Source organism: Pedobacter cryoconitis, assembly GCF_014207135.1.
GTDB lineage: Bacteria > Bacteroidota > Bacteroidia > Sphingobacteriales > Sphingobacteriaceae > Pedobacter > Pedobacter cryoconitis_D.
In genome coordinates, this window is the sequence record NZ_JACHCC010000006.1 from 15777 (window position 1) to 41024 (window position 25248).

Annotated in this window: 22 protein-coding genes and 1 tRNA gene; 13 read left to right on the forward strand and 10 right to left on the reverse strand. The window is 40.4% G+C overall.

Annotated elements, in window-relative coordinates; translation table 11 throughout:
- Positions 1 to 54: 54 nt before the first annotated feature.
- Positions 55 to 654, reverse strand: coding sequence for a peptide-methionine (S)-S-oxide reductase MsrA (gene msrA / locus HDF25_RS11775; protein WP_184624969.1), 600 nt, complete (start codon positions 652 to 654; stop codon positions 55 to 57).
- A 297-nt stretch (positions 655 to 951) separates the two neighbouring features.
- On the opposite strand from msrA, the gene HDF25_RS11780 reads away from it, so the two are divergent.
- Entirely contained in the window at positions 952 to 1914 is a 963-nt protein-coding gene (locus tag HDF25_RS11780; protein ID WP_184624970.1) for an isopenicillin N synthase family dioxygenase, read from the forward strand.
- Positions 1915 to 1969: 55 nt separating this feature from the next.
- Here HDF25_RS11780 and HDF25_RS11785 read toward each other — a convergent pair.
- Positions 1970 to 2042 (reverse strand) — tRNA-Thr (locus HDF25_RS11785).
- Positions 2043 to 2158: 116 nt separating this feature from the next.
- On the reverse strand, positions 2159 to 3976 hold the full coding sequence (locus HDF25_RS11790; protein ID WP_184624971.1) for a serine hydrolase domain-containing protein: 1818 nt from the start codon (positions 3974 to 3976) through the stop codon (positions 2159 to 2161).
- Between the two features lie 135 nt (positions 3977 to 4111).
- Between HDF25_RS11790 and mutL the strand changes: the two genes are divergently transcribed.
- The 7 genes from mutL to HDF25_RS11825 all read left to right on the forward strand — a co-directional run bounded on the left by mutL (position 4112) and on the right by HDF25_RS11825 (position 12114).
- Entirely contained in the window at positions 4112 to 5980 is a 1869-nt protein-coding gene (mutL, locus tag HDF25_RS11795; protein ID WP_184624972.1) for a DNA mismatch repair endonuclease MutL, read from the forward strand.
- A 4-nt stretch (positions 5981 to 5984) separates the two neighbouring features.
- Positions 5985 to 6722, forward strand: a complete 738-nt coding sequence (locus HDF25_RS11800) for a rhomboid family intramembrane serine protease (protein WP_184624973.1) — start codon at positions 5985 to 5987, stop codon at positions 6720 to 6722.
- The gene (locus HDF25_RS11805) at positions 6715 to 7584 is read left to right on the forward strand and encodes a rhomboid family intramembrane serine protease (protein ID WP_184624974.1); all 870 of its coding nucleotides are present in this window, start codon (positions 6715 to 6717) and stop codon (positions 7582 to 7584) included. Before HDF25_RS11800 ends, HDF25_RS11805 begins: the two co-directional genes overlap by 8 nt.
- Complete coding sequence (locus HDF25_RS11810; protein ID WP_184624975.1) at positions 7584 to 8693, forward strand: endonuclease/exonuclease/phosphatase family protein; 1110 nt, start codon at positions 7584 to 7586, stop codon at positions 8691 to 8693. Before HDF25_RS11805 ends, HDF25_RS11810 begins: the two co-directional genes overlap by 1 nt.
- Before the next feature lie 74 nt (positions 8694 to 8767).
- Positions 8768 to 10228, forward strand: coding sequence for a cysteine--tRNA ligase (cysS, locus tag HDF25_RS11815; protein ID WP_184624976.1), 1461 nt, complete (start codon positions 8768 to 8770; stop codon positions 10226 to 10228).
- Between the two features lie 40 nt (positions 10229 to 10268).
- Positions 10269 to 11126, forward strand: a complete 858-nt coding sequence (locus HDF25_RS11820; RefSeq protein WP_184624977.1) for a nuclear transport factor 2 family protein — start codon at positions 10269 to 10271, stop codon at positions 11124 to 11126.
- Between the two features lie 97 nt (positions 11127 to 11223).
- Entirely contained in the window at positions 11224 to 12114 is an 891-nt protein-coding gene (locus HDF25_RS11825; RefSeq protein ID WP_184624978.1) for a glycerophosphodiester phosphodiesterase family protein, read from the forward strand.
- Positions 12115 to 12343: 229 nt separating this feature from the next.
- Here HDF25_RS11825 and HDF25_RS11830 read toward each other — a convergent pair whose 3' ends face one another.
- The 4 genes from HDF25_RS11830 to HDF25_RS11845 are packed head-to-tail and all read right to left on the reverse strand — an operon-like array spanning position 12344 to position 16129.
- A complete protein-coding gene (locus HDF25_RS11830) occupies positions 12344 to 13123 on the reverse strand; it encodes a DUF1963 domain-containing protein (protein ID WP_184624979.1) in 780 nt (259 codons plus the stop codon).
- Between the two features lie 25 nt (positions 13124 to 13148).
- Positions 13149 to 14111, reverse strand: a complete 963-nt coding sequence (locus HDF25_RS11835; RefSeq protein ID WP_184624980.1) for an AAA family ATPase — start codon at positions 14109 to 14111, stop codon at positions 13149 to 13151.
- Positions 14112 to 14113: 2 nt separating this feature from the next.
- On the reverse strand, positions 14114 to 15481 hold the full coding sequence (locus HDF25_RS11840) for a peptidylprolyl isomerase (RefSeq protein WP_184624981.1): 1368 nt from the start codon (positions 15479 to 15481) through the stop codon (positions 14114 to 14116).
- Between the two features lie 60 nt (positions 15482 to 15541).
- Entirely contained in the window at positions 15542 to 16129 is a 588-nt protein-coding gene (locus tag HDF25_RS11845; protein WP_184624982.1) for a hypothetical protein, read from the reverse strand.
- 110 nt (positions 16130 to 16239) lie between these two features.
- On the opposite strand from HDF25_RS11845, the gene HDF25_RS11850 reads away from it, so the two are divergent.
- Both HDF25_RS11850 and HDF25_RS11855 read left to right on the forward strand, forming a co-directional pair.
- Positions 16240 to 16761, forward strand: a complete 522-nt coding sequence (locus HDF25_RS11850) for a hypothetical protein (RefSeq protein ID WP_184624983.1) — start codon at positions 16240 to 16242, stop codon at positions 16759 to 16761.
- Positions 16761 to 17342 (forward strand): non-canonical purine NTP diphosphatase, encoded by a 582-nt coding sequence (locus HDF25_RS11855; RefSeq protein WP_184625554.1) that lies wholly within the window; start codon positions 16761 to 16763, stop codon positions 17340 to 17342. Before HDF25_RS11850 ends, HDF25_RS11855 begins: the two co-directional genes overlap by 1 nt.
- Here the strand turns inward: HDF25_RS11855 and HDF25_RS11860 are convergent.
- The gene (locus tag HDF25_RS11860; protein ID WP_184624984.1) at positions 17314 to 19662 is read right to left on the reverse strand and encodes an OstA-like protein; all 2349 of its coding nucleotides are present in this window, start codon (positions 19660 to 19662) and stop codon (positions 17314 to 17316) included. The two genes, HDF25_RS11855 and HDF25_RS11860, sit on opposite strands and share 29 nt — an antisense overlap.
- Positions 19663 to 19773: 111 nt before the next feature.
- Between HDF25_RS11860 and tilS the strand changes: the two genes are divergently transcribed.
- From tilS to bshA, 3 genes are all read left to right on the forward strand, one after another.
- Positions 19774 to 21108 (forward strand): tRNA lysidine(34) synthetase TilS, encoded by a 1335-nt coding sequence (gene tilS / locus HDF25_RS11865; RefSeq protein WP_184624985.1) that lies wholly within the window; start codon positions 19774 to 19776, stop codon positions 21106 to 21108.
- Positions 21109 to 21591: a hypothetical protein gene (locus tag HDF25_RS11870; protein WP_041883721.1), complete on the forward strand. Its 483-nt coding sequence runs from the start codon at positions 21109 to 21111 to the stop codon at positions 21589 to 21591.
- A 102-nt stretch (positions 21592 to 21693) separates the two neighbouring features.
- On the forward strand, positions 21694 to 22839 hold the full coding sequence (bshA, locus tag HDF25_RS11875; RefSeq protein ID WP_184624986.1) for an N-acetyl-alpha-D-glucosaminyl L-malate synthase BshA: 1146 nt from the start codon (positions 21694 to 21696) through the stop codon (positions 22837 to 22839).
- Positions 22840 to 23057: 218 nt separating this feature from the next.
- Here the strand turns inward: bshA and HDF25_RS11880 are convergent, their stop codons facing one another.
- Positions 23058 to 24173, reverse strand: a complete 1116-nt coding sequence (locus HDF25_RS11880; protein WP_184624987.1) for a lactonase family protein — start codon at positions 24171 to 24173, stop codon at positions 23058 to 23060.
- Between the two features lie 14 nt (positions 24174 to 24187).
- Positions 24188 to 25248, reverse strand: a 1061-nt coding sequence (locus HDF25_RS11885; RefSeq protein WP_260409364.1) for a pseudouridine synthase, incomplete at its 5' end; no start/stop codon positions are given.

Genomic DNA, 25248 nt, shown 5'->3' on the forward strand with positions numbered 1-25248 from the left:
TGAATATACCGAAAAGAGGGTGGCTGGATTAATTTCCGGTCACCCTCTTTTTATTTAGTGTTTTAGTTTTGCTTTAAACACTTTCTCCAGTTTTTCCATTTTCGGCAGGATCACCAGGCGGCAATAAGGCTGATCAGCGTTTTTATTGAAGTAATTCTGATGATAACCTTCAGCTACATAAAAAGGCTCTGCTTTTGTAATCTCTGTAACTACTGGTTTTCCAAAAGCATTTGTTTGATTTAATTCTGCTTTATAATGTTCTGCCGCTGCTTTTTGCTCAGGGGTATGATAAAATACAACCGAACGGTATTGTGTACCTGAATCTGCTCCCTGGCGGTTCAGGGTAGTAGGGTCATGGCTTTTCCAGAAAACTTCCAGCAATTCATCATAAGTTATCTTTGAAGGATTATAAGTTACTTCAATCACTTCAGCATGCCCGGTTGTGCCTGTGCAGACTTCTTCATAGGTCGGATTAGCCAGAACGCCACCTTCATATCCTGATTTCACTGTAACTACTCCATCGAGTTTCTGGAATAATGCTTCGGAACACCAGAAACAACCCATGCCGAAGGTCGCTTTTTGTAATTTTTTCTGTTGTGCGTTTGTAGTGTTAACCGACAGGAGGATTAAAACTATAATTGATAAATACTTCATTTTGATTTAGAATAAAGAGTAAAAGGATCTGTTGTTTCTCAATTTACGCAGATCAGGAGGAGTTGGTTTGCTAATCCGGATGATCCTGTTTAAATTGACAGTATATCGATAAATCAGAAGATAGCTAACCGGTGCCTCAGATTGATGGACTAAAGTACTGTAAGATTGTTTTTGTATAAATGTTAATAACTTAAGTTATTGTAAATTAGTATATTGTATTTGGTATGTTGATTATTGACGGGTTTATTAACAATTGTTTTCTAATTTCGGTTTCAATTCAAACATTAAGCAAATATTATGTCTACACCCTATATTCCAACCTTAGATCTTGGTTCTTATATTGACGGAACAGAACAGGAACGTAAAAAATTTTCTGACGAACTTGGCAGGGCTTTTAATGATTCGGGCTTTGTAACAATTACCAATCATGGTTTAAGCCAGGAATTGATTGATAAGTTATATCACAATATCCAGGCCGTTTTTCATTTACCGGCGGATCAGAAAGCTAAATATGAAAAACCGGAACTTGCCGGACAACGTGGTTACACCAGCCCAGGTAAGGAAACTGCTAAAGGAGCTAAAACTGCAGATCTTAAAGAATTCTGGCAGATTGGTCAGACAGTGACCGATGGAGATCCTATCAAAGAACAATATCCTGATAATGAATATCTCGAAGAAATCGCAGATTTCAATGAAGTAACGAATGAGGTTTATCGTAAACTGGAAAGCAATGGTAAACATTTGTTAAGAGCTATAGCTACTTACCTGGGGTTACCTATTGATTATTTTGATCAGCATGTACATAATGGAAATTCTATTTTAAGAGGTATCCATTACTTCCCGATCGAAAATCCTGATGCTTTACCTGATGATGCAGTTCGTGCAGGTGCACATGAAGATATTAACCTGATTACTTTATTGATTGGTGCAAGTGCAGACGGTTTAGAAGTATTAACACGCAGCAATGAATGGTTACCTATTAAAGCACACCACTCTGATATCGTTGTAAACGTAGGTGATATGTTGCAGCGTCTGACAAACAATAAGCTTCGTTCTACTACACATAGAGTAGTTAATCCACCAAGAGAACTCATGAAAACTTCACGTTTCTCTGTGCCTTTCTTCCTTCACCCACGTTCTGATATGGATTTAACAAGCCTTGATTCTTGCGTTGATGAAGCTCATCCTAAGTTATATTCAGATATGACAGCAGGAGAGTATCTGGACGAACGTCTGAGAGAAATAGGATTGAAAAAATAAAAATGCTGATGCATAAAAAAAGGGTTCATGAAAATGAACCCTTTTTTGTTTCCTGAGCCTTCTATCGGGATCGAACCAATGACCTACTGATTACAAGTCAGTTGCTCTACCAGCTGAGCTAAGAAGGCTTTTAAAGCCGGTTATTCGCTAACCGGGTGCAATTATAGAAAAATTGGTGCTGAATACAAAATGTTTCCTCCGAATAATTTGGTCTGATTTTATATCCCCTTGTTTTATAGGGATTTTAATTTCCTAATCCTTTGTCGATAGCTTTATTGATAACATCTTCAATCCGGGAACGGATCCCCATACTCACTAATTTATTGGTGACCGTTGGATTGACGCGGTTAGATAAAAATACATAAACCAAACCTCTTGCCTGGTCAACCCAGACTGCTGTACCTGTATAGCCTGTATGGCCGTAGGTTTGTGGAGAAGCAGTTGCTGAAGGGTATTTTTTTGACAGATCCGGATCCCAGCGATCAAATCCCAGTCCTCTTCTGCTGACATTGGATTGTTGTGCCGTGAAAGTTTCCACGGTTTGCGGTTTAAAATACTGCTGTCCACCATAAGATCCTTTATTCAGTAACATCTGATACATAATAGCCATATCATTTGAACTGGCGAATAAACCGGCATGTCCCGAGACACCACCAACTAAAGCGGCTCCCTGGTCATGAACATAACCAATAAGTAAAGTCTTTCTGAAATACGTATCGTTTTCTGTAGGAATGATCTGATCTTTACTGAACCTGTTTCTTGGAAGAAAACCTGCGGTCTGCATACCCAAAGGTGCATAGAAATTCTCTGCGACGTAAATGTTTAATGGTTCTCCGCTGATATGTTCTACAATGTCCTTCATCACATACATGCTGATATCACTATAAACATATTTGCCTCTGGTCCTGATGGGTGCATTCAGCATTTGAGGCCACATCACATCCTTGAAATAATCTTTTCTGATGAAATAACCATCTGCTACTTTAGTAGGAAAGGCGGCCGAAGAGTCGGGGCTGTGATCTGTGGCTTTTACACCATCGTGAAAGGGAATATAAGGAATAAAGCCAGCCTGATGCAGCATCACATCCCTGACCGGAATGTCATTCATCGCTGTTGGTCTGGCAAGGGCGATATAGGCCCCTATATTCGTGTCTAATTTTAATTTGTTTTCTTCTACCAGGCGCATCACCATCGGTGTTGTTGCGGTTATTTTAGTAACTGAAGCGAGATCAAAAATGTCGGTTACTTTTTCAGGTAGTCCGCCATAAGTATGATTGCCATAAGCCTTATTGAAAATTACTTTTCCGTCCTTAGCAACTAAAACGACCATACCAGGGGCTGCTCTGGCACCAATAGCTTCGGCAGTTATATTATCTATTTCGTTCAGATCATCCGAATTTACCCCTGCGTCCTCAGGAATAGTGTATTTTAAACGGGTAACAGTTGTGGTGTAACCCGATCCTGCGGTGTATTTCCCGGAAATATTACGGGTTAATTTATTACTTGCTGCAATCCCGCCAAAAATCATCTGAGGAATAAGGGCAGCTGTCTGGATGCTTTTGTCCTGAGCCCAGACCAATGGAGTATTGAGGCTGTCAAATGCCTGCAGATTTGTTTGCTGACCGTATAAGGCAATGATAACCGTTTTACTTTTGGCTATAGTGTTGATGAAATTAATGTACTTGGCTTTTGTAGTTTCCAGATCCGGGATGGAAACGATCACCGTATTGAAATATTTCAGGTCATCCTCCAGTTTGTAAAGCTCCGGGGTATTTTCATAACCTGCCGAACTGAAGGAAGTTATCTTTGCATACTTATTCAGCAGGCTATCAGAAACTGTCTGATAACTGAAACCAAGACTGACTGACGCAATCGTTCTTTTTTCGAGACCGGTTAGGGGAATAATGTTATCCTGATTATTTAGCAGGACGGTATGCTGAAGGATATTTGCGTTGACTTTCAGCAGGTCTTCATTTTTCTGATGTTGCTGTGCGCAGGCACTGAACGTAGAAATGGCCAGGATACAAACAGCAAGTGTTTGAAGAAGGTTGTTTTTTGTCATAAATTTATAGTACACTCAGAACGCTAAAGATATAAAAAGCTTATAGTGGCTTCGTCATTAAATGGTATTTATAATCAAAAGATTTATGTATAAGGCTTATTTTCGTTAAATTAGCGACCTTTACGAAGGAGATAAATGTCAGATATAATACAACTTTTGCCCGAGAGTGTTGCGAATCAAATTGCTGCCGGAGAGGTAGTTCAGCGACCTGCCTCGGCAGTGAAAGAATTGCTGGAGAATGCCATAGATGCGGGAGCGAATAAGATACAATTAATCCTTAAAGATGCCGGAAAAGCATTGATTCAGGTAATTGACAATGGATGTGGAATGAGTATTTCTGATGCACGTATGTGTTTTGAACGACATGCCACATCGAAAGTAAGAAAGGCCGAAGACCTGTTCTCTATCCGTACTATGGGATTCCGTGGAGAAGCTATGGCTTCTATCGCGGCGATTGCCCAGGTAGAGATGAAGACCCGCCGTTATGAAGATGAACTCGGGACTTTAATTGAGCTAGACGGAGCATCAATTACCAAACAGGAGCCGGTGGCTATGCCCGAAGGGACAAACATCTGTATCAAGAACTTATTCTTTAATACACCTGCAAGACGTAATTTTCTGAAGAGTAACCCTGCAGAAATGAGACATATTATGGATGAATTCCAGAGAATTTCACTGGCCAATCCATCGATCTCTTTCAGTTTACATCATGATGGCATGGAGATCTTCAGACTTCCTTCATCGCCATTGAAACAGCGTATCGTCCATTTGTTTGGTAATAACTATAACGAAAGACTGATTCCTGTCGAAGAAGATACAACCATCATCAATCTCAAAGGATTTATTGGAAAACCCCAGTTTGCCAAGAAGACCCGGGGAGAACAGTTCTTTTTTGTAAATAACCGTTTCATCAAGGATGCTTATCTTAATCATGCCGTTAGTAAGGCCTATGAAGATTTGCTCTCCGATGATAACTTTCCACTATACGTGTTGTTCATAGATATCGATCCTGCAAAGATTGATGTCAACGTACACCCTACCAAAACAGAGATTAAGTACCTTGATGAGAAATCTATATATGCCATTATCCATTCGGCAGTAAAACGTTCTCTGGGTAGGTTTAATATCAGTCCAACTATTGATTTTGATCAGGAAACAGCTTTTAGCGGAATGATCAGTCCTAAATCACTGGATGAGATTGTTCCTCCAAGCATTAGCTTCAACCCGGATTTCAATCCCTTTAGTGATGAAAAAACGGAAAAGGCTCCCGCTTCTTCTGACAGAGGTTTCTCAGGCTTCAGAAATATGGAGGGCAGAGAGCAGCCCAGTACTAAAAACTGGGGCTCACTGTATGAAATCTCTAAAGAAAAACCAGCTGAGCAGGTGATTATGGAGTTACCTGGAAACGGCCCGGATGATAAATACGCTCCGATCCAGAAACAACTGATGCAGCTGCATAATAAATACATCATTTCGCAGATTAAATCAGGTTTAATGCTGATTGATCAGCAGGCAGCACACGAAAGGATATTATACGAACGTTTTAGCGTAAACCTGGAAGATAGAAAAGGGGCCTCACAGCAAAGTCTGTTTCCTCAGACCGTAACTTTAAGTCCTAATGATTATGAGCTGGCCAAGAGTTTACTGGATGATATCAAGAGTCTGGGATTTGAAGTGAGAGAATTTGGGAAAAATACACTCGTCATCGAAGGGATTCCTGTAGATCTGGGAAGTAACCAGGTGAACGAGACCCAGCTTTTCGAACACTTAATAGAAGGGTTTAAAAACTCCCAACAGGAATTAAAGCTGGATAAAAGAGACTCCCTTGCACGAAGTATGGCCAGAAATAGTTCGATCAAGAGTGGTACGGTACTGGGGCAGGAAGAGATGAATATGCTGATTGAAAAGTTATTTGCATGTAAAGCACCGAACTTTTCAATCAGTGGTAAACCAGTGATCCAGACGATGTCGCTGGCAGAAATAGACAAAAAATTTGATAAATAAACTCATGAATAATATTCATATCCCTCCTGTAGTTAAAAACCTGCTCATTATCAATGTGCTGTTTTTTGCGGCTACTTATATTTTTGAATCTAAAGGAATCAATCTGGGTTTTTATCTCGGGGCATTTTATTTTGATTCGCCGCTTTTCAAGATCTGGCAGCCTATTACTTATATGTTTATGCATGGAGGTTTTACACATATTTTATTTAATATGTTTGCTTTGTTTTCATTTGGTTCTGTACTGGAAACAAGATGGGGAGCTAAAAGATTTATCAATTTTTACCTGATCACAGGTTTAGGAGCACTGGCCCTGCAATGGGGAGTTCAGGCTTTTGAAGTATTTCAGATGACAGGTTCTGCCATTAATCCCGGCGCTGTGACTGTTGATATAGCCAGGGGGATGGCTTCTTTGAATCTGAGAGGTTTGACCCCTGAACAAAGTAATACCTTTTTAGGCATTTATTCTGGCCCGATGGTAGGTGCCTCTGGTGCAATATTCGGGCTCCTTGTTGCATTTGGAATGTTATATCCCAATGCAGAACTATATATTATGTTTATTCCTGTACCTGTTAAAGCTAAATATATCATCCCGATCTATATCCTGGTAGAGCTTAGTCTGGGAGTTGCCAGTTTCCAGGGAGATTCTGTCGCGCATTATGCGCATCTGGGGGGTGCCTTATTAGGCTTTATACTCGTGAAGTTATGGAAAGAAAAAAATACATTTTACGACTATTATGACTAAAAAGAATCTTTTAGAGGAGTTAAAATACAAAGTTTTCCAGTCAGGAAATCCGGTGTTCTTTTACATCGGTGTGAATACCATCATCTATGTGGCTGTAGCACTTTTTGGGGTTACTTATTTCCTTGCAGGGAATACACATATGCTGTTTTTAAACTATCTGAGTGAATATGTCGCCTTTCCTGCAGCTTTGCCCAAACTGCCTTACCGCTTTTATACTATACTGACCTATCAGTTTTTTCATAACGATATTTTTCATGTACTGTTTAATATGTTATGGCTTTTCTGGATGGGAAGAATATTCCTGGATTTCTTAAAACCACGCCAGTTCCATTTTGTCTATCTTACCGGTGGAGTGATGGGAGCGATCATTTATGCATTGGCCTATAATATCTTTCCAGCCTTTGCCAGTAGTGTATATGCTGCGACGATTATCGGATCATCGGCATCGGTTATGGCTATTGCTGTAGCTACAGCAACCCTGGTACCTGATTATTCCATTAGCCTGATGTTTATCGGGAATGTAAAGCTGAAATACCTGCTGATGGCTTATATTGTTTTTGATCTGATCAGTATAGCTTCCCAGAACCCAGGTGGAAGTTTTGCGCATTTAGGTGGTGCATTGCTGGGATTTGCCTATATTAAAGTGCTTCAGGGAGGTACCGACCTGAGTAAATGGCTGGAGCCAAAACCTAAATTAAAGGTGGTTAAAAATGATACTCCATCTAAGGGAGGAGCAAAAAATAAAAGCACAAAAGTTAATCAGAAAGACGTTGATGCTGTTCTGGATAAGGTTTCCAAATCAGGATATGATAAATTGAGTAAAGAGGAGAAGGAGATTTTATTCAAGGCGAGCAAGGATTAATGAAGAAACAAAAGCGCACATTTTTCGGGAAGATCACTTTATTGATAGGGATAATTACGGCTTTCGCCTTATTACTGGGTATTCTGGCTGGTAATCTCGACCCGCGTGAACATGAGCTCATTGCTTTTTTTGGGTTAGCCTATCCTTTTGTGTTATTATTCAATATAGCGTTTATCGTTTTCTGGATTTTAAAAGGAAGAATAATCTTTGCACTGGTCACTATCCTGATTATTGTTATAGGCTGGCATCCATTGATTGCTACTGTAGGCTTTATTGGTGAATCGGGTGCAGGACCCAAATCAGCTCCGGAACTGGTCAGAATGATGACTTATAATGTGCATAGCTTTAAACCTTATGGAGAAGCTAATAATGAATCGGTTAAACAGCAGATGCTGGATGTTGTGAGAAATGAAAATCCTGATATCATTTGTTTTCAGGAATATTATACCCGGCGTAAAGGTGCCTTTGCAATTACGGATAGTCTGAAACATATCCTGAAAACGAATAATTTTTATTTTATCCCTTCCTCTCAGAACGATTATGAGGCAACCGGCCTGGCTATCTTTTCGAGATATCCGATAGTCAATAAAGGAAGTATTCTGTTCAGTACTAATCATGGCGGAAATGCCAGTATTTACATTGATATCCTGATCAATCAGCAAAAGATAAGGGTATACAATGTGCATCTGCAATCCATAGCTTTTGATAAACAGGATTATGTTTATCTGGATAAAGTAACCCAGAAGATGGATACTGAAATTACACCAGCCAAAAGAATAGTCCGTATGCTGAAAACTGCTTTTCTCAAAAGGAGCGGACAGGTAGATATCATGAAGGATCACATGAAAACATGTAAAACACCTTTTCTGATCGCCGGAGATTTCAATGATACACCTGCTTCCTATGCGGTTACACAATTGACCAAATCCCTGCATAATTCCTTTGTGGAACAGGGAACGGGTCTGGGGCGTACTTATAATGGGAAATTCCCGAATTTCCAGATTGATTATATCTCAGCTACCAAGACAATCAAGATCATCAACCACCGGATTATCGAGGCAAAACTATCTGATCATTTCCCTGTAAGAAGTGATTTAAGGATAAACTAATATACCTGCAAATTTTTATCTTTGTTTTCCTGAGCCTGCAATTCCAGGGCTGAATTAAAAAAATATATATACTAATGGAGAACGGTTTACAACTTTACAATACCCTTACGCGCAAAAAGGAAAATTTTGAACCCCTGAACGGCCACCATGTGGGCATGTACGTTTGCGGGCCTACTGTTTATAGTGATGTGCATCTGGGTAACTGCCGTACCTTCATTTCTTTTGACTTAATTTTCAGGTATCTGAAATATATGGGTTTTAAAGTTCGTTATGTGCGGAATATTACTGACGCAGGCCACCTGGAAGGTGATCGTGATGAAGGTGATGACAAATTCGCTAAAAGGGCAAAACTGGAGCAGCTGGAACCTATGGAAATTGTACAGAAGTATACACTGGGTTTTCATGATGTATTGAGAATGTTCAATACGCTGCCGCCAAGTATTGAGCCAACGGCTACAGGGCATATTATTGAGCAGATTGAAATGATCAAGGAAATTATCGCGAATGGTTATGCTTATGAAACCGACGGGACGGTATACTTTGATGTTGAAAAATATAGCAAAACATATAATTATACGGCACTGACCAATCGTAACCTGGACGATATGATCGCTAATAGCAGGGAACTGAGCGGTCAGGACGAGAAAAGGGGAAGACTGGATTTTGCTTTATGGATTAAGGCAAAACCTGAAACGCTTATGCGCTGGCCTTCTCCCTGGGGAGTAGGTTTTCCGGGCTGGCATATTGAATGTTCAGCAATGAGTGCGAAATATCTGGGTGAAGAATTTGATATTCATGGCGGAGGAATGGATCTTGCAGCTACGCACCATACCAATGAAATTGCACAATCAGAGACTTGTTATCATAAACAACCTGCAAAATATTGGATGCATACAAATATGCTGACTGTTAATGGCGCGAGAATGTCCAAAACAGCTGGTAATGGTTTTATGCCTTTACAATTATTTTCAGGTGATCATCCGCTTTTAAGCAAGGGCTACAGCCCGATGACTGTTAAGTTTTTTATGCTGCAGGCACATTACCGTAGTACACTGGATTTCTCGAATGATGCACTGGATGCTTCGGAGAAGGGCTTCAGAAGGTTGATGAATTCATTAAGCCTGCTGGAAAAACTTGTGCCGTCTGCAACTGGTGAGTTTGAAATTGAACCTATCCGGTTAAATTGCGTAAAAGCAATGAATGATGACTTTAACAGCCCTATAGTTATTGCTGAGTTATTCGAGGCGGCCAGAATTATTAATACTGTATATGACGGTAAAGGCAGTATTTCGGCAGCAGAGCTGGATAAGTTAAAACAGTTGATGCAAGACTTCGTTTATGATATCTTTGGATTAAAAGACGAGGACAGTTCTAATGGCGAACTGAATGAAGTACTTGATATGGTTATTGAAATCAGAAAAAATGCGAAAGAGAATAAGGATTACGCTACTTCTGATAAAATCCGTATCGGGCTACAGGATATTGGTATTCAGTTAAAAGATAGTAAAGAAGGGACTACCTGGAATAAAGTATAACAAGAAACAGTTCAACTCATTTAATATTATTTATTATAACATGATTAATAAACTTATCTGCACCCTGGTGGCTGCAACCTTTACTTTCGGGGCACATGCTCAGCGCTCTGACGGAAGTACAAAATCATTGGTAAAAGCTGAAGAGGAATTCGCAGCGAGTGCAGCAAAAGACGGGGTAAAATCTGCCTTTAATGCATATAGTGCAAATGATGCGCTGGTATTCAGACCTAATCCTGTAAATGCAAAAACTTTCTATGCTACTCAGCCGGATGATAAAAATCTGACCTGGGCACCTGATTATGCAAGGGTTTCACGTAGCGGAGACTGGGGTTTTACCTCAGGGGGTTATACACTGGATGGAGAGACTAAAACTTACGGTCAGTATCTGTCAGTATGGAAGGCAAATAATGGTAAATGGGAACTGGTAATTGATCTGGGAACAACTAACCATAAACCTTTACATGCTGCTGCTCCGCAGTTTATAGAACCCAAGGATTATTTCAAACCAAAATTTGGTAATGCAAAACAGAGGGCCGCAGAAAAAGATATCATCATAACAACTGAAAAAACGTTGAATGCAACATTGAAATCTTATGGTGTTGCCGCTTATGGTGGTTTTCTTAACCATGATGCCCGGGTTGTATTTCCTGGATATGAACCAGTAATCGGAAAGGATAAAATTATAGCTTTCTATAACAGTATGGTGAGCAAGATGAGCCTTAGAACTGTTAATGCTGATAAGTCGACAGGAGGGGACCTGGCCTATACTTATGGTGTAGCTGCTATTGATTATAAAACAGACTTAAGAGAGAGTTTTAATTATGTGTTTATCTATGAACGTCAGGCAGATTATAGCTGGAACCTGATCCAGCAGATTTATACGCCTGCTGAACGCTAATTTTCTTATTTTCATATGGAAAGGGTTTCTTTAAGGAACCCTTTTTTATTTATATCATAAAAGCGATTTATCCGTTAAATCTTTAAAGAAAAGAAATATGAAGAAACACATACTATTTGTATCTGCTTTGCTACTTTGTCTGCAGACTTATGCACAGACTTTTGACAAGCAGGGCCAACGCGGGGCGAGGGGATTAATGCCTGAAAATACGATCGGTGGAATGCTAAGGGCCCTTGATCTTGGGGTAACAACACTGGGCATGAACGTGGTGATTTCTAAAGATAAACAGGTAGTGCTTTCTCATGAACCTTATTTTAACAATGAGATCAGTCTGACTCCTGAAGGGAAGGAAATTCCACTGAAAGACGAGAAAAAGTATAATATGTACGAAATGGATTATGAGCAGATCCGCAAGTTTGATGTAGGGGATAAGGTGCATAAGCGTTTTCCAGGGCAGCAGAAGTACAAAACTTATAAACCTTTACTTACTGAGGTGATAGACTCGGTAGAAGCGTATGTTAAACTGCATAAACTGCCTAAACCTAATTATGCTATTGAGATTAAAACTATCCGCAAAGGCGATTCGGTATTTCATCCCGAACCTGGGGAGTTTTCTCAGCTTGTAATGGATGTGATCATGAAAAAGAAAATGGAAAAAAGGGTAATTGTCCAGTCTTTTGATATCAGATGTCTGCAATATGTACATGAAAAGTACCCGAAAATCAGAACGGCACTGATGATCGATGAAAAGGAGGATTTTGATAATAATATTAAGGACTTGGGGTTCACACCTACTTTTTATAGCCCTTACTCGGTGCTTGTAGGTAAAGGGCTGGTCGACAGATGTCATGCCGCAGGGATCAAAATAGTGCCCTGGACGGTGAACAGCCTGAAAGATATGGAATACATGGTAGGACTGGGAGTCGACGGCATTATCACTGATTTTCCTAATTTGTTCAATTCACTGGAACTGCCAGTTAAGAAGTAATTCTTTAGGGATCTTAAAAAAACGTATGCTATTTTTTAGGCCGGTCGTACCATGAAAAATGGCACGAATGCCTAAAAAACAGCATACGTTTTTTTGATCTCACAGGGTTTTTCTGTTCCTGGCAGTTCCCGCGAAATACCAAATGAAGGAAAACGCAGCTCCCTGGACGGAAAGGATATACAAGACTAAGTGCAGAATAGGTTATGCACAGCTGAATAGAAAAATTAATTTAATGACATTGTAAAGTAAATTCTACCAGATTAGAAGCTTCATTGTAAAAAACGTAAATTAATCCAACATCCCCCCACATTATCCCGGCATTGTCTTCTGAATCAATTTGAAATAATAATTTCATTGGAACTCCCTCTTTTACGGGGGTGTCCTCTCCCTGAACCCACATCGGATAACCTCCTAGCTGACTCCTGTATTCCTGCTCGCCTATTAGTTTCTCTACTGCCTTTTGGTAATTACCCCAGGGCTCATCTTCATCTAAAACACAAGATAGGTTAGAAGCATTTTTACTATACGTTCCAATACCTTCCCAATCAGGTAATGATTGTACAGATTTAAAGTTTACTTCGCAAAATTTAGTGGTTTCTAATTCAGCTGGCTGAGCATGTTCTATGATTTGGCTGGTGTTTAATGTGGTATAGGTTTTTACTAACCAACCATCGTTTTCAGTTTCCCATGGAAATTCATCCCAATCGTAAAAAAACTGAACTAATTTAAGATTACCCGGAAGGTTAATCCCACCATTATTGTAGATCTGAAAGATAAAATTTAGGTTCTTACCCTTTTTTGTTTTCGGCCATTCTTCTCCCTCCTCAAAATAAGGCTGCCCACCAAAATGAGACAGTAATTGGGTGTTAGCTTTTGGTTTTGATGGCTTGGAAACTTCAATTTCTGTGGCCGTTCTGATTAATGGCCTGATCAGATTTTCTAAATCTTCAAAGGTTGTCAGATTCTCTTTATCTAACTCTTGCCTGTATTTATCAAAATGTGAATCCATTTTTTAAGGTATATTCTGTGGACCGTTATAGCAAGTTCTGAATGATCTTTTCTACGGACAAACCTTCTGCCTCAGCACGGTAATTTCTTACGATACGGTGGCGGAGGATAGCCTCAGCAACCGCCTGCACGTCTTCTATGTCAGGGGCGTATTTACCAGAGATAGCTGCATGGCACTTCGCGCCCAAGATAAGGAACTGGGACGCTCTCGGACCGGCTCCCCAATTCACATACTGGTTAATCTCCGGGGTTGATAAAGGACTGCCGGGACGAGTCTTTCCAGTTAGTTTTACGGCATACTCCAGGACGTTGTCGGTAACAGGTATAGTTTTGATCAATCGCTGGAAAAATTGAATCTGATCGGCGTTAATGAGTTTCTTCAGGGTTACGGGGTTATTACCAGTCGAATTCCTGACGATAATGAGTTCCTGCTCGAATGTAGGATAGGTGAGCTGAACGTTAAACATGAAACGGTCAAGCTGAGCCTCAGGAAGAGGATATGTTCCTTCCTGTTCAATAGGGTTCTGGGTAGCAAGTACAAAGAAGGGTTTGGGTAAAATGTGCTTATGCCCGGCTGCAGTAACGGATTTTTCCTGCATGGCTTCCAGCAGGGCAGCCTGGGTTTTAGGAGGAGTCCTGTTAATCTCATCTGCCAGGACAATATTAGAAAAGACAGGACCCTTAATGAATTTAAAAGTCCTGTCTTCTCCTAAGATTTCTGTGCCAATGATATCACCTGGCATCAGGTCCGGAGTAAATTGTATCCGGTTAAAATTCAGATCCAGTACATCAGCTACGGTTTGAACCAGTAACGTCTTCGCCAGACCAGGAACACCTACGAGTAAACAATGTCCATTGCTCAGGATAGAGATTAATACTGACTTAACAGCTTCATCCTGTCCTATAACGACTTTACCAATTTCATTTCTGATATCTTTGTAAAACTGGTGGAGGGCATCAACTGCCAGCTTGTCGTTCTCGTAATGCATATTTATTTCTTTTCTGCTTCGGTTGGTTTAGTCCAGATCTTTAATTCATCACATGAGTTATAATCAGGATCGATTCTAATATAGGTATTCTTCCTTCTTTTCTCAAACCATTCGCTCATCACACGATCCTTTTTCTGTTGCTCAGCCTTCTCCTTGAACTTACTGTAATCCTGATCCAGATTACCTTTATGTGGTGGGATCTTAGATTTTAATAAGATAATCTTATAACCTTCTTTTCCATCTGCACCTGTGAAAGGCACTGGTTTAGACACTTCACCTACCTTCATGGTATCAACCACAAGGAATACTTTAGGATCTAATTTATCAGCTGGAATAAAAGTGGTTCTCGCAGTCACGTTATCGGCATACAATAACATACCCCCGTTATATTTAGAGTCTTTATTCGCTGAATATAGAGAAGCCGCAGCCGAGAAGCTCAGTTTATTGGCAATAACATTATTGTAAACACTGTCAGCATGTAGCTTCGCACGGTCTAAACTTTGTGGCGTCGTTTGCGGACGAATCAAAATGTGACGGGCATGAACCTGCTCACCCCTTCGCTCTACAACCTGTAAAATATGGAACCCAAACTCTGTCTCAAATACAGGGGAAAGCTCTCCTGGTTTCAGTTTAAAAGCAAAAGCTGTAAATTCTTTAGCCATCATGGTACGGTCAAAGAAACCCAAATCACCACCTTCGGCAGCCGAACCCGGATCTTCAGAATAGGTTTTAGCCAGGAAGGCAAAATCTTCTCCGCTCTTTACACGAAGTCTGATCGCATCAAGTTTATCATAAAAACGTTGTTTCTCTGATTTTGTCAACTCAGGATTAAGCACGATTTCTCCTACTTCATACTCCGCAGGAATATCAGGCAAACTGTCTTTTTTATAAGTATCGTAATATTTCTTTACTTCAATAGGGGTAATACTTACCTTCTCTGTAATCGTTCCCTGCATTTTATTGGCCTGGAGCTGATCCTTTACATCTGGTCTCAACTCATCCTTGTACTGCAAAACAGAACGGTTCAGGAATTCTTCCAGTTTATCCTGGCCACCCGCACGCTGAATCTGATAACGCATCCTTTTATCCAGCTCATCATCCACTTGTTTGTCATCCACCATCACAGAGTCAATGTTGGCCTGTTGCTTTAATAAATGTTGAACCAGCATTTGTTGAAGGATATAACATTTTACTTTTTCATCAACCGGATTTCCTGAATTCAGGTACATGACGTATTGCTGGTTTAATTCAGATAGGAGAATTACGTCACTTCCCAGTACCGCAATTACCTTATCTACGCTTTTCTTTTGTGCCTGCACATTTAGAAACAAGAAGAGCAATCCGCTTGCCATCAATAAAATTTTCTTCATTATACTATTTTCAATTATATTCTATTTGCAAATTTACTATTATTCTTGATTGTCTGATTATTATCTGATCAACCTGCTTAATGCGTCCTGATCAATTGTTACTGTGTATTTCTTTCTCAATGAAGTTATCCAGAGACACTCCATCTGTTTCTGATAGTCTTCTGCCGCCTCACTTTTATTGTCCTCATAAGACAGGGAAGGATAGGAGTCTGCATGGGCATTATAATATTCATGTATCATCTTATCATTGTTCTCCACACCATTCCATATTTTCTTTTCAGATATATTAAAAAGCAAAAGGGCCTCGTTAAACTCATTGATGACCAATGAAAAATCTGCTTTTTTTGCCTCTGCCGGCGCCGAGTCGAGCAATGCCTTCGCAAAGTTCCTGGTTTCGGCAAGATAGGTGCTATCCTTATCTAATCCGGCTTCTCTCGCATCCAGAACTTTAAGTTTAAAGTCAATATATATGTTTAAAAATGAGATCAGATCTGTCAATGCTGGCCTGGTGTTGTCAGGGCGATGTTTTTTATATACCCATATAAATTCTTTCTGGCTTATAGGCTTGCCGTTAACCACAGCTACGCTCTGAGCAACAGTACTGAGGTAGAAAAAACAGAGAACAAGAATAAAGCAGATTTTTCTCACAAAAGGATTAAATGGTATTTTAAAGGTATAAAAGTAATAAATTAAGGCACTATAACGAGATATTTAACTAATTTTAACACAAAAAATATTTCCCAAAAAAGGCTTAATTCATGGGTGAACAATTAACCACCAGCGCTGAAGCGCTCCGTCTCTTTTTTACGGAGGATATTTACCTGATCCATAGTGAAGAGAATATACTTTCTGATGCTCCTGCACTGCCGGAGCCAGCTCCTGCTGCTCAGGTAAAGAGCTTCAAATACCTGGGGAAAAATCAAAAGAACATTCTTATTCTGGTTAACGACGGACAGCATGAGGTTAGTACAGAAAAGGGAAGGGAACTGCTGAGAAACATCGTTAAAGCCATTCAGTTAACGGCGAACGATTTTGCACTGCTGAATTACGCAGCTTATGCAAATACGGATCTGGAAACCCTGAAGAATTTCTTTAGCAGTAACGTGGTATTTGCTTTCGGTGTATCGCCTCTGGCTCTTGGAATTGACGAACAACCAATGAACGTAATTATCAGCCAGGGTAAAACGCAACTGGTTTTTTCAGGAAACCTGGACGGGCTTGCAGATGATCAGGCAGGAAAGAAAATGTTATGGGGCAGCCTTAAAAAACTTTCAATATGATGAAGCAGTTAGTTTTTGCTACGAACAATATAAATAAAACGAACGAAGTCCGCACCTTACTGGCAGGCCAGTATGAAGTGTTAAACCTGAACGATATTGGCTGCACAACTGATATTCCGGAAACAGCCGATAGCTTTGCAGGAAATGCCGGGTTAAAAAGCCGGTTTGTAATGGAAAACTTTAAGCTGGATTGTTTTGCAGATGATAGCGGACTGGAAGTAGAAGCTTTAAACAATGAACCGGGTATCTATTCGGCGCGTTATGCAGGTCAGAGAGGCGATGAAGCCAATCTGCAACTGGTGCTACAGAAAATGCAGGGGCAGGTAAACAGGGCTGCCCGTTTCAGAACTGTTATTTCCCTGATCCAAAATGGAGAAGAATTCCTTTTTGAAGGAACAATTGAGGGTACCATCCGGGAAACTAAATCTGGCGATCATGGCTTTGGTTATGACCCTGTTTTTCAGCCTGACGGTTACGATGTAACCTTTGCCGAAATGAGCATGGAGCAGAAAAACAAAATCAGTCACCGGGCAATTGCGATGCGTAAACTGATTACTTTTTTAAAAGAACAGGCTGTTTAGACAATGAATCTGCCTGCTTAAGTACTTTAGGCAGGACTTTCATAGCAGTATCCACCACTTTAGCTGGTATTTTCTCTATGAGTTTTAAAGGGTCTACGTTCTTTTTCAAGGAGTCGACCTTTTGATTTAACTTCAGGGGATTCACACCTTTGGTCACCTGATCCAATAAACCTGCTGCTCCCGGGATCTTAGCTTTGATGGCATCAATAGTTTTATCTTTCGGATCTGCCGGTTTCAGAGGCTTTTTGGGTAATGGTTTTACTTTTGCCTGCGGCTTGGGATTGGTAATATCCTTTTTGGAACGCGGCCGTAATTCGGGCTTCCAGATAAAACCTGTTAAAATCACATCTTGTTTGATGTCTGCTACAGGAGTGGTCGCACCTTCGACATCCTTGATGGGTACTACATCCGAAATCTCATTCTTTTTGAAGATAATTTTAATCCTGCTGCTGATCGTCTGATTCATCTTATCGTACTTTTTCCCATCATCGGTTTTAGTAAAATAGACGCTTTCTGCATTTCCATCCACGTACATACTCGATAAGGCCCCGTCCTTGAAAAAACCGGTAATCATCTTCCCTTTAACCTGGTTGAATTTGGCGGAATCTGTATCTACGTTAACCGCAAAAGCATTGTGGATGATCTGTACAGAATTAAGCTTTTTGTTCCGCAATTGCAGGTAGATCGTATCGCCGGTCTGCTGTGAATTCTGAGACCAGATAATTGGATTTTTATACCAGCGTAAGGTTGAATCCGCACTGGTGTAAAACAGCGAATCTGCCTTGGCCTGCATGTTCGACTTAAAGACGTTGACATGATGATAAGCTTTGATACTGCGCGTCAGGATTGTATCCGCCGGATTAAATGGCACGCTATCTTTAACAGTTTTCTTCACAGTAGGCTGTATCCCGTTTTTTGCCTTGGCAGGATCAGTTTTTGGATTGACAGCCAGTTTCAGACTATCCCCTTTCAGAGTGTCCTTTTTGAGCAGGGGAGTCCCCTTTTTGAGTACGGAGTCTACACTTTTCAATATAATACCCTTCTTCTTTAGCGAATCTGCATTTTTCACCAGATCTGGTTTTTTTTGCAGGGAATCAATCTTTTTTAAAGGAGGACTGTCTTTCTGCAAACTGTCTTTTTTGAGCCCATCCTTTCCGCCTGGAAGTGATTTTACCTCCGGTTTTGGATGTTTTTTATCGTCTGGTAGTGTTTTTGTGGTTTTAGCACCAGGCGCAGGTGTAGCTGGTTTCTTCTTGCTGCCAACTTTACTGCCTTCCCTGTCCTCTTCTCCAAGTTCATTGTCTTTTTTGATCACCGGCCCTTTGATCAGTTTTAGGCTTTTTTGTAAAACCATCTGTGTCTCCAGGGTATCGGCACCGAGCCAGAGACTATCAGGCCTTTTAACATCCTTGACTGTAATGGAATCGCTGGTCCCCATACCGGCATAGGCATTTTTGGTAACTAGGGTCCGCTGGTCTTTTTTATAGTAAAAGCCCAGCTGCCCGTGCATCAGCATTTTATCGATGGTGTCTTTGAAGACAATGTTTCTTACAGCCTTACCATATCCGGCATGTCCGTCATAATATAAACTGTCACCTTTCAGGCTTTTACTGCCAGAAGTGTAAAGATTGTTTTTACCAAAATAGGCATAGGTGGTTTTGGTATTATAAGCGCCGTTTTCTGTATACAGATTCCCGCCATCTTTCTCCTTAATGTTAGTGGGACCATAGAAATAAGCCCAGTTTGTGGCTGTATTATATCTTAGGGTATCGGATTTGATTGTACTCTGATCAGTAACTACAAGCACATTAAACCGAAAATAGGCATCTCTGCTATTGGCAAAATAATAACCGTTTTTACTGGTAATGGTGGCATCCTTATTCACAATTTTACCCCCGTTTACGTATGTCCCGACTTTCGGCCCCATGGCATAATCCAGGATGTTTGTGGTCAGTACCGAACTTTTATCCAGCAGACGCACGTTACTTGATAAATGGGCCATTTTTGCATTACCGTCATAATTAAGACGGTCTGAATAAATATTAATGGTATCTGCCTGGTTGATATGGACATTATCATAGGCTTCAAAATAATTCCTGGCAGTGTAAAAAACAGCACTGTCACAGGTAAGAATTGCATTATCCTGTTTGAATACTGGTTTCCGCAGATAAGTAATATCCGATTTCATAATAATCTTACTTCTTTCAGAACTTTGCAGGATGATTTTTGTTCTCTGCTGGGCAGAAAGACTATAAGGAAATAAAAATAACAAGAGTATTGCTGCAATCTTCAATCGCAGATTACTATAGAATACATTCATGATTGTTTCATGAATGTTAAAAAACAGATTTATTTTACCGGAAACGTGTAATTTTCGCACAATGCAAAGTTAGTTTTTTGCTTACCAATTTTTAATTAAATATTTTTGAAGATGTTACCCTTACAAAGCTTCCTCGATTATATCCGTCAGCACTCCCTGTTCAATCCTGGCCAAAGGATTCTTCTGGCCGTCAGCGGTGGAAAAGACTCTGTACTGATGGCTCATCTTTTTAAAGAGGCGGGATTTAAATTCGGGATTGCGCATTGTAATTTTGGACTGAGGGCCGAAGAATCACAAAGGGATGAACACTTTGTCAGTTCTCTGGCTACCCAGCTTGAAGTTCCTTTGTATGTAACGCACTTCGCCACCAAAGCGTATGCTGCACTGCATAAAGTATCTACTCAGATGGCAGCGCGGGATTTACGGTATCACTGGTTTGAAGAACTCAGACAGCGCGAGAATTATGATTGTATTGCGGTAGCCCATCACCAGGACGATGCCATAGAAACAGTTTTGCTTAATCTGATCAGGGGTACAGGTATTGCTGGTTTACATGGAATCCAGCCTAAAAGGGAAAGACTGATCAGGCCTTTGTTGTTCCTTTCTCGTATGGGGATTGATGAACTGATACAAGCTAATGCCTATGATTTTGTAGAGGACAGCTCCAATTCAAGCACAGCCTACGCCAGGAACAAACTCAGGTTAGGGGTAATCCCGCTGCTCAAAGAGATTAATCCCAATCTGGAAGAGACTTTTGAGAATAATATACTACGATTTGCAGAGACCGAAATGGTCTTACAGCAAAAGATCGCTGAATTAAGAATGGATATTTGTGAAGAACGGAAAGATGGGATTTATCTTTCACTGGAGAAAATCAGGATGCTTAGCCCTAAGCGGTTGCTGTTATTCGAATTACTGAAGACTTATGATTTTACGGAAACAGTTGTAGAAGATTTACTGACTTCATTAACCAAACAAAGCGGGACTTCATTTTACAGTGCCAGCCATCGTTTAACGGTAGACCGCGAACAATTGATCCTGACCAGGATTGCCGATGAGCAAGAGCATGCAAACAAAATTATTCATTCTTCGGACACAGCAGTTTCCTTTGGTACCCGGACAATAGAGATTACTTATTCTGACCTGATTACTTTTGAGAATAATCTGCAAAAGGCATTTGTAGATGCGGACAAGCTGATTTTTCCGGTTATTATCAGAACATGGCAGGAAGGGGACCGTTTTATGCCGATCGGAATGAAAAATTATAAAAAGCTAAGTGATTTCTTTATAGATCAGAAAATACCTCTGCCCCAAAAAGATAGTATTCCAATCCTGATTAATGGCAATGGAGATGTGGTATGGGTAGCGGGTTTACGCCAGGACAATAGATATAAAGTAACTGCAACAACAAAAAAAGTCGCTATATTCGAACAGAAATTTAATTAAATGGGCAATAAATACGCTTTTCTGGAGAAACAATATATAGGTCGCGATTACATCAGGATATGTATCCGTCTGCTGATGGCAGCTTTCTGTTTCGGAGCTTATGTATATGAAAGAGATCGTGACAATACACAGGATTTATTCCTTGTAGTTGGTTTTGGTATCATAGGGATATCGATAGCACTCTTATTCCTGATCCAGTATAAAACGATCATCCATAACAAGAGTATGATCATTGACGGACTCTGGACGGCAAAAAAAGTTAAAATTGATTTAAACAGTATTACTGATGTAAGAAAAGATACTTACAGCAGTTATCTTTTCAATAACCCGGTCTATAATCTGCACCGTAAAGGTAGTATCCGTTTTTATTCTTCCGGAAAAGATGCTGTTGTGCTGACTGACCGTGACGGGCTGGAGTATTACATTGGTACTCAGCGGCCAAACGAGATGCTTTTGGTCATTCAGGCTGAAATGAAGAAGTAATAGCTGTGTCTGGCAAAATAATTGCAATCGTTTAACACAAAGCTCATTTTTAGTATGGTTATTTGCGGTTAAATCAATCGGATTAAAATTAAGTATACGCAGATGAAAATAGGTATTGTTTGTTACCCTACATTTGGTGGTAGCGGTGTTGTGGCCACAGAATTAGGAAAGGCATTGGCCGATGAAGGACATCAGGTCCATTTCATTACCTACAGTCAGCCGGCAAGGTTAGATTTTTTCTCCGCTAACCTGTATTACCACGAAGTGTCAGTCAGAGATTATCCGTTATTTGATTATGCTCCATACGAATCTGCACTGGCCAGCAAACTGGTGGATGTGGTCAGATTTGAAAAACTGGATATACTCCATGTGCATTATGCAATTCCACATGCTTCTGCTGCCTTTATGGCGAAACAGATCCTGGAAACCTATGGAATTTTTATTCCATTCGTTACTACGCTTCATGGTACAGATATCACACTGGTTGGAAAAGACCCGACTTACAAACCTGTAGTAACCTTTTCCATCAATAAATCGGATGGGGTAACGACTGTTTCGGAAGATTTGAAAGAGGATACCAACAATCACTTTGATATTACAAATGAAATCAGGGTTATCCCGAATTTTATTGATTTTACAAGATTCAGCCTCAAACCAAAAGATCATTTCAAAAAGGCAATTGCGCCGAATAATGAAAGAATTCTGATCCATACATCTAATTTCCGCAAGGTTAAACGTACATCTGATGTGATTAAAATGTTCAGGCTGATCCTGAATAAAATTCCATCTAAATTGCTGATGGTAGGGGATGGGCCTGACCGTGCCAATAATGAGAAATTGTGCAGGGATCTGGGGATCTGTGACCATGTCCGCTTTTTAGGGAAGCAGGATGCGGTCGAGGAAATACTTTCTGTTGCCGACTTGTTCCTGATGCCTTCTGAGACAGAGAGTTTTGGTCTGGCTGCACTGGAAGCGATGGCTTGTAAAGTCCCGATTATTACTTCGAATGCAGGTGGTCTGCCGGAATTGAATGTGGACGGGTTCTGCGGATATATGAGTAATGTTGGTGATGTAGACGATATGGCTGCGAAAGCAATTATGATCCTGGAAAATGACGAGGTGCTAAACAGGTTTAAAGAAAATGCATTTAAAAGGGCGCAGGATTTTGATCTGAAAAAGATATTACCACTTTATGTGGATTACTACAATGAAATTATAGCGAAAAACATGGCTTTGCAACCATTATAAGCTCAGAGACGGTTCACTTTGTGTTCGGGTACTGTTCGTAACCGGGCCATATTCAGGACGTCCTTCGGGTATGGTGAGGCCACGTTTTTCCTAAGGTGAAAGGTGGCCTGAACGTGGGGTAAAGGTGGCCTAATGGTGGCCTTATGTCGAAGAGTACCTAAAGAAAAAGGCCGGTTCCCTACAAAGAGAACCGGCCTTTTTCTGTTATTAATCTGTTCTTATTTTTTGGGTACAAATACAAAACATACCGGAGCACCAACCTCGAGTCTTTTTCCGCTGTCTGTCAACGTACCTGTAATTTTATCGCGTTTAAACACAACAACATCATTGCTGTTCTGATGGCCAACCAGTAACCAGTTACCACTTGGATCAATTACAAAAGCCCTTGGACCTTTACCCATTGTGCTCACCTGACCTTTGCTGGTCAGACGGCCATCGTTCTCTACTTTGAAAGTAGTGATCGTGTTGGCAGTTCCTCTGTTACTTACGTATAAGAATTTTCCATCAGCAGAGAGTTCTATAGCCGAAGCACCATTTTCTCCTTTAAAGTCTTTAGCCAGTATGGTAGTCTCCTGGATCTTTTTCAGGGAACCATTGGTATAACTGAAAGCAGTTACATCGCCGGTCATTTCCTGTACCAGATAAGCGAATTTGCCATTTTTGCTGAAAGCAAGATGTCTTGGCCCGCTGCCAGGTTTGATACTTACGCTGTCTTTTAAGGTAAGGACATCTTTTTGTGCATCCTGATGATATGCGTAGGTGTAGACTTTATCTTTCCCCAGATCGTTGCAAATTACGTAACGGTGGTCAGGACTGAACAGGACCATGTGAACATGGGCGCTGCTTTGTCTGGCTTTGTTCACACTTGAGCCAATATGCTGAACAACCTGTTTTACTTTGCTCAATGAACCGTCTGCCTCTCTTCCGAATATAGCAATGCTACCCCCGGAGTAATTGGCGATCATTACATTTTTACGATCGGCGATCAGATAACAAGGATCTGCACCTTCTGCATTTTGTTTATTTAAAAAACTCAATTTACCTGTAACCGCATCAAAGTTAAAAGCGCTTACGCCACTTTGAGCACCATCCTCATTCACTGCATATACAAACTTGCGATCATCCGTAACCGAAAGGAAACTTGGGTTGATGACGTTCTTTTCTACATTCTCCAGCTTAAATGAAGCTTTGGAAGTATTGAAGTCATAAACATAGATCCCTTCGCTCTTACCTGGAGCCGTATAGGTTCCGATGACAAGATGATAATCTGCCTGTTGTGCTTGAGCAGAAAAGAAAAAGATGGAAGCGGTTAACAGACAAAATAGTTTTCTCATAATTCAGGCTATAATTACTTGATCAGATGTTTGATCTGGATCAGTTCATGTTCTTCTAAAAAGCGCCATCTTCCACGTGGAAGATCTTTCTTGGTCAAATTACCATAAACTACGCGGTCTAATTTCACAACTTCATAACCTAAGTGTTCAAATATTCTACGAACAATTCTGTTTTTACCACTGTGAATCTGGATACCTACTTCACGTTTTGAACCACCAGCTACGTAAGATACAGAATCAGGTTTAATAATACCATCTTCTAATTCTAATCCGAACTGAATTTTATTCAGGTCTCCCTGGCTTAAGCTCTTGCTTAATTCTACGTGATAGATTTTAGTGATTCCATAACTTGGGTGAGATAACTTATCAGCTAAATCTCCATCGTTAGTCATTAATAACAGACCTGTTGTATTACGGTCTAAACGTCCTACAGGGTAGATACGCTCTCTGCTTGCCTTTTCTACCAATGACATTACAGTACGACGTTCCTGAGGGTCATCAGTAGTGGTAATATAATCTTTAGGTTTATTTAAAAGTACATAGATCTTCTTTTCACGTTTAAGTAATTCACCGTTGTAGCGTACTTCGTCTTTTGCAGGATCTACTTTATAACCCAGTTCTGAAACTGGTACACCATTCACAGAAACTACGCCAGCTGAGATCAGCTCATCTGCCTTACGGCGTGAACAGATACCAGAGTTCGCGATATAACGGTTTAAACGGATTTTACCATCATCTACGCTGTTACTTTCCTTTCTGGAACGCATAACAGACGTTTTAGGTGCAAATGGTCTTGGTGCACCTGAATATGGTTTAGCAGGAGCACCTTCTTCTCTCTTTCTGAAAGGTCTGCTATCTGTACTTCTGGATGTATTCTTTTTATCATCGAAAGTTCTGAATGGTCTTTCACCATCAGTACCGAAATTGTCTTTCTTTACGTAACTACGGCTTTCATTTCTCGGCATTTCTTTAGAACTGCCTTCTTTGAATGCACGTGGCTTGAATGTTTTACCACCAGCGCCTCTTGAAGAGAAACTTTTAGCATCACCGTCTCTTGGAGGTCTTGCTTTGAAGT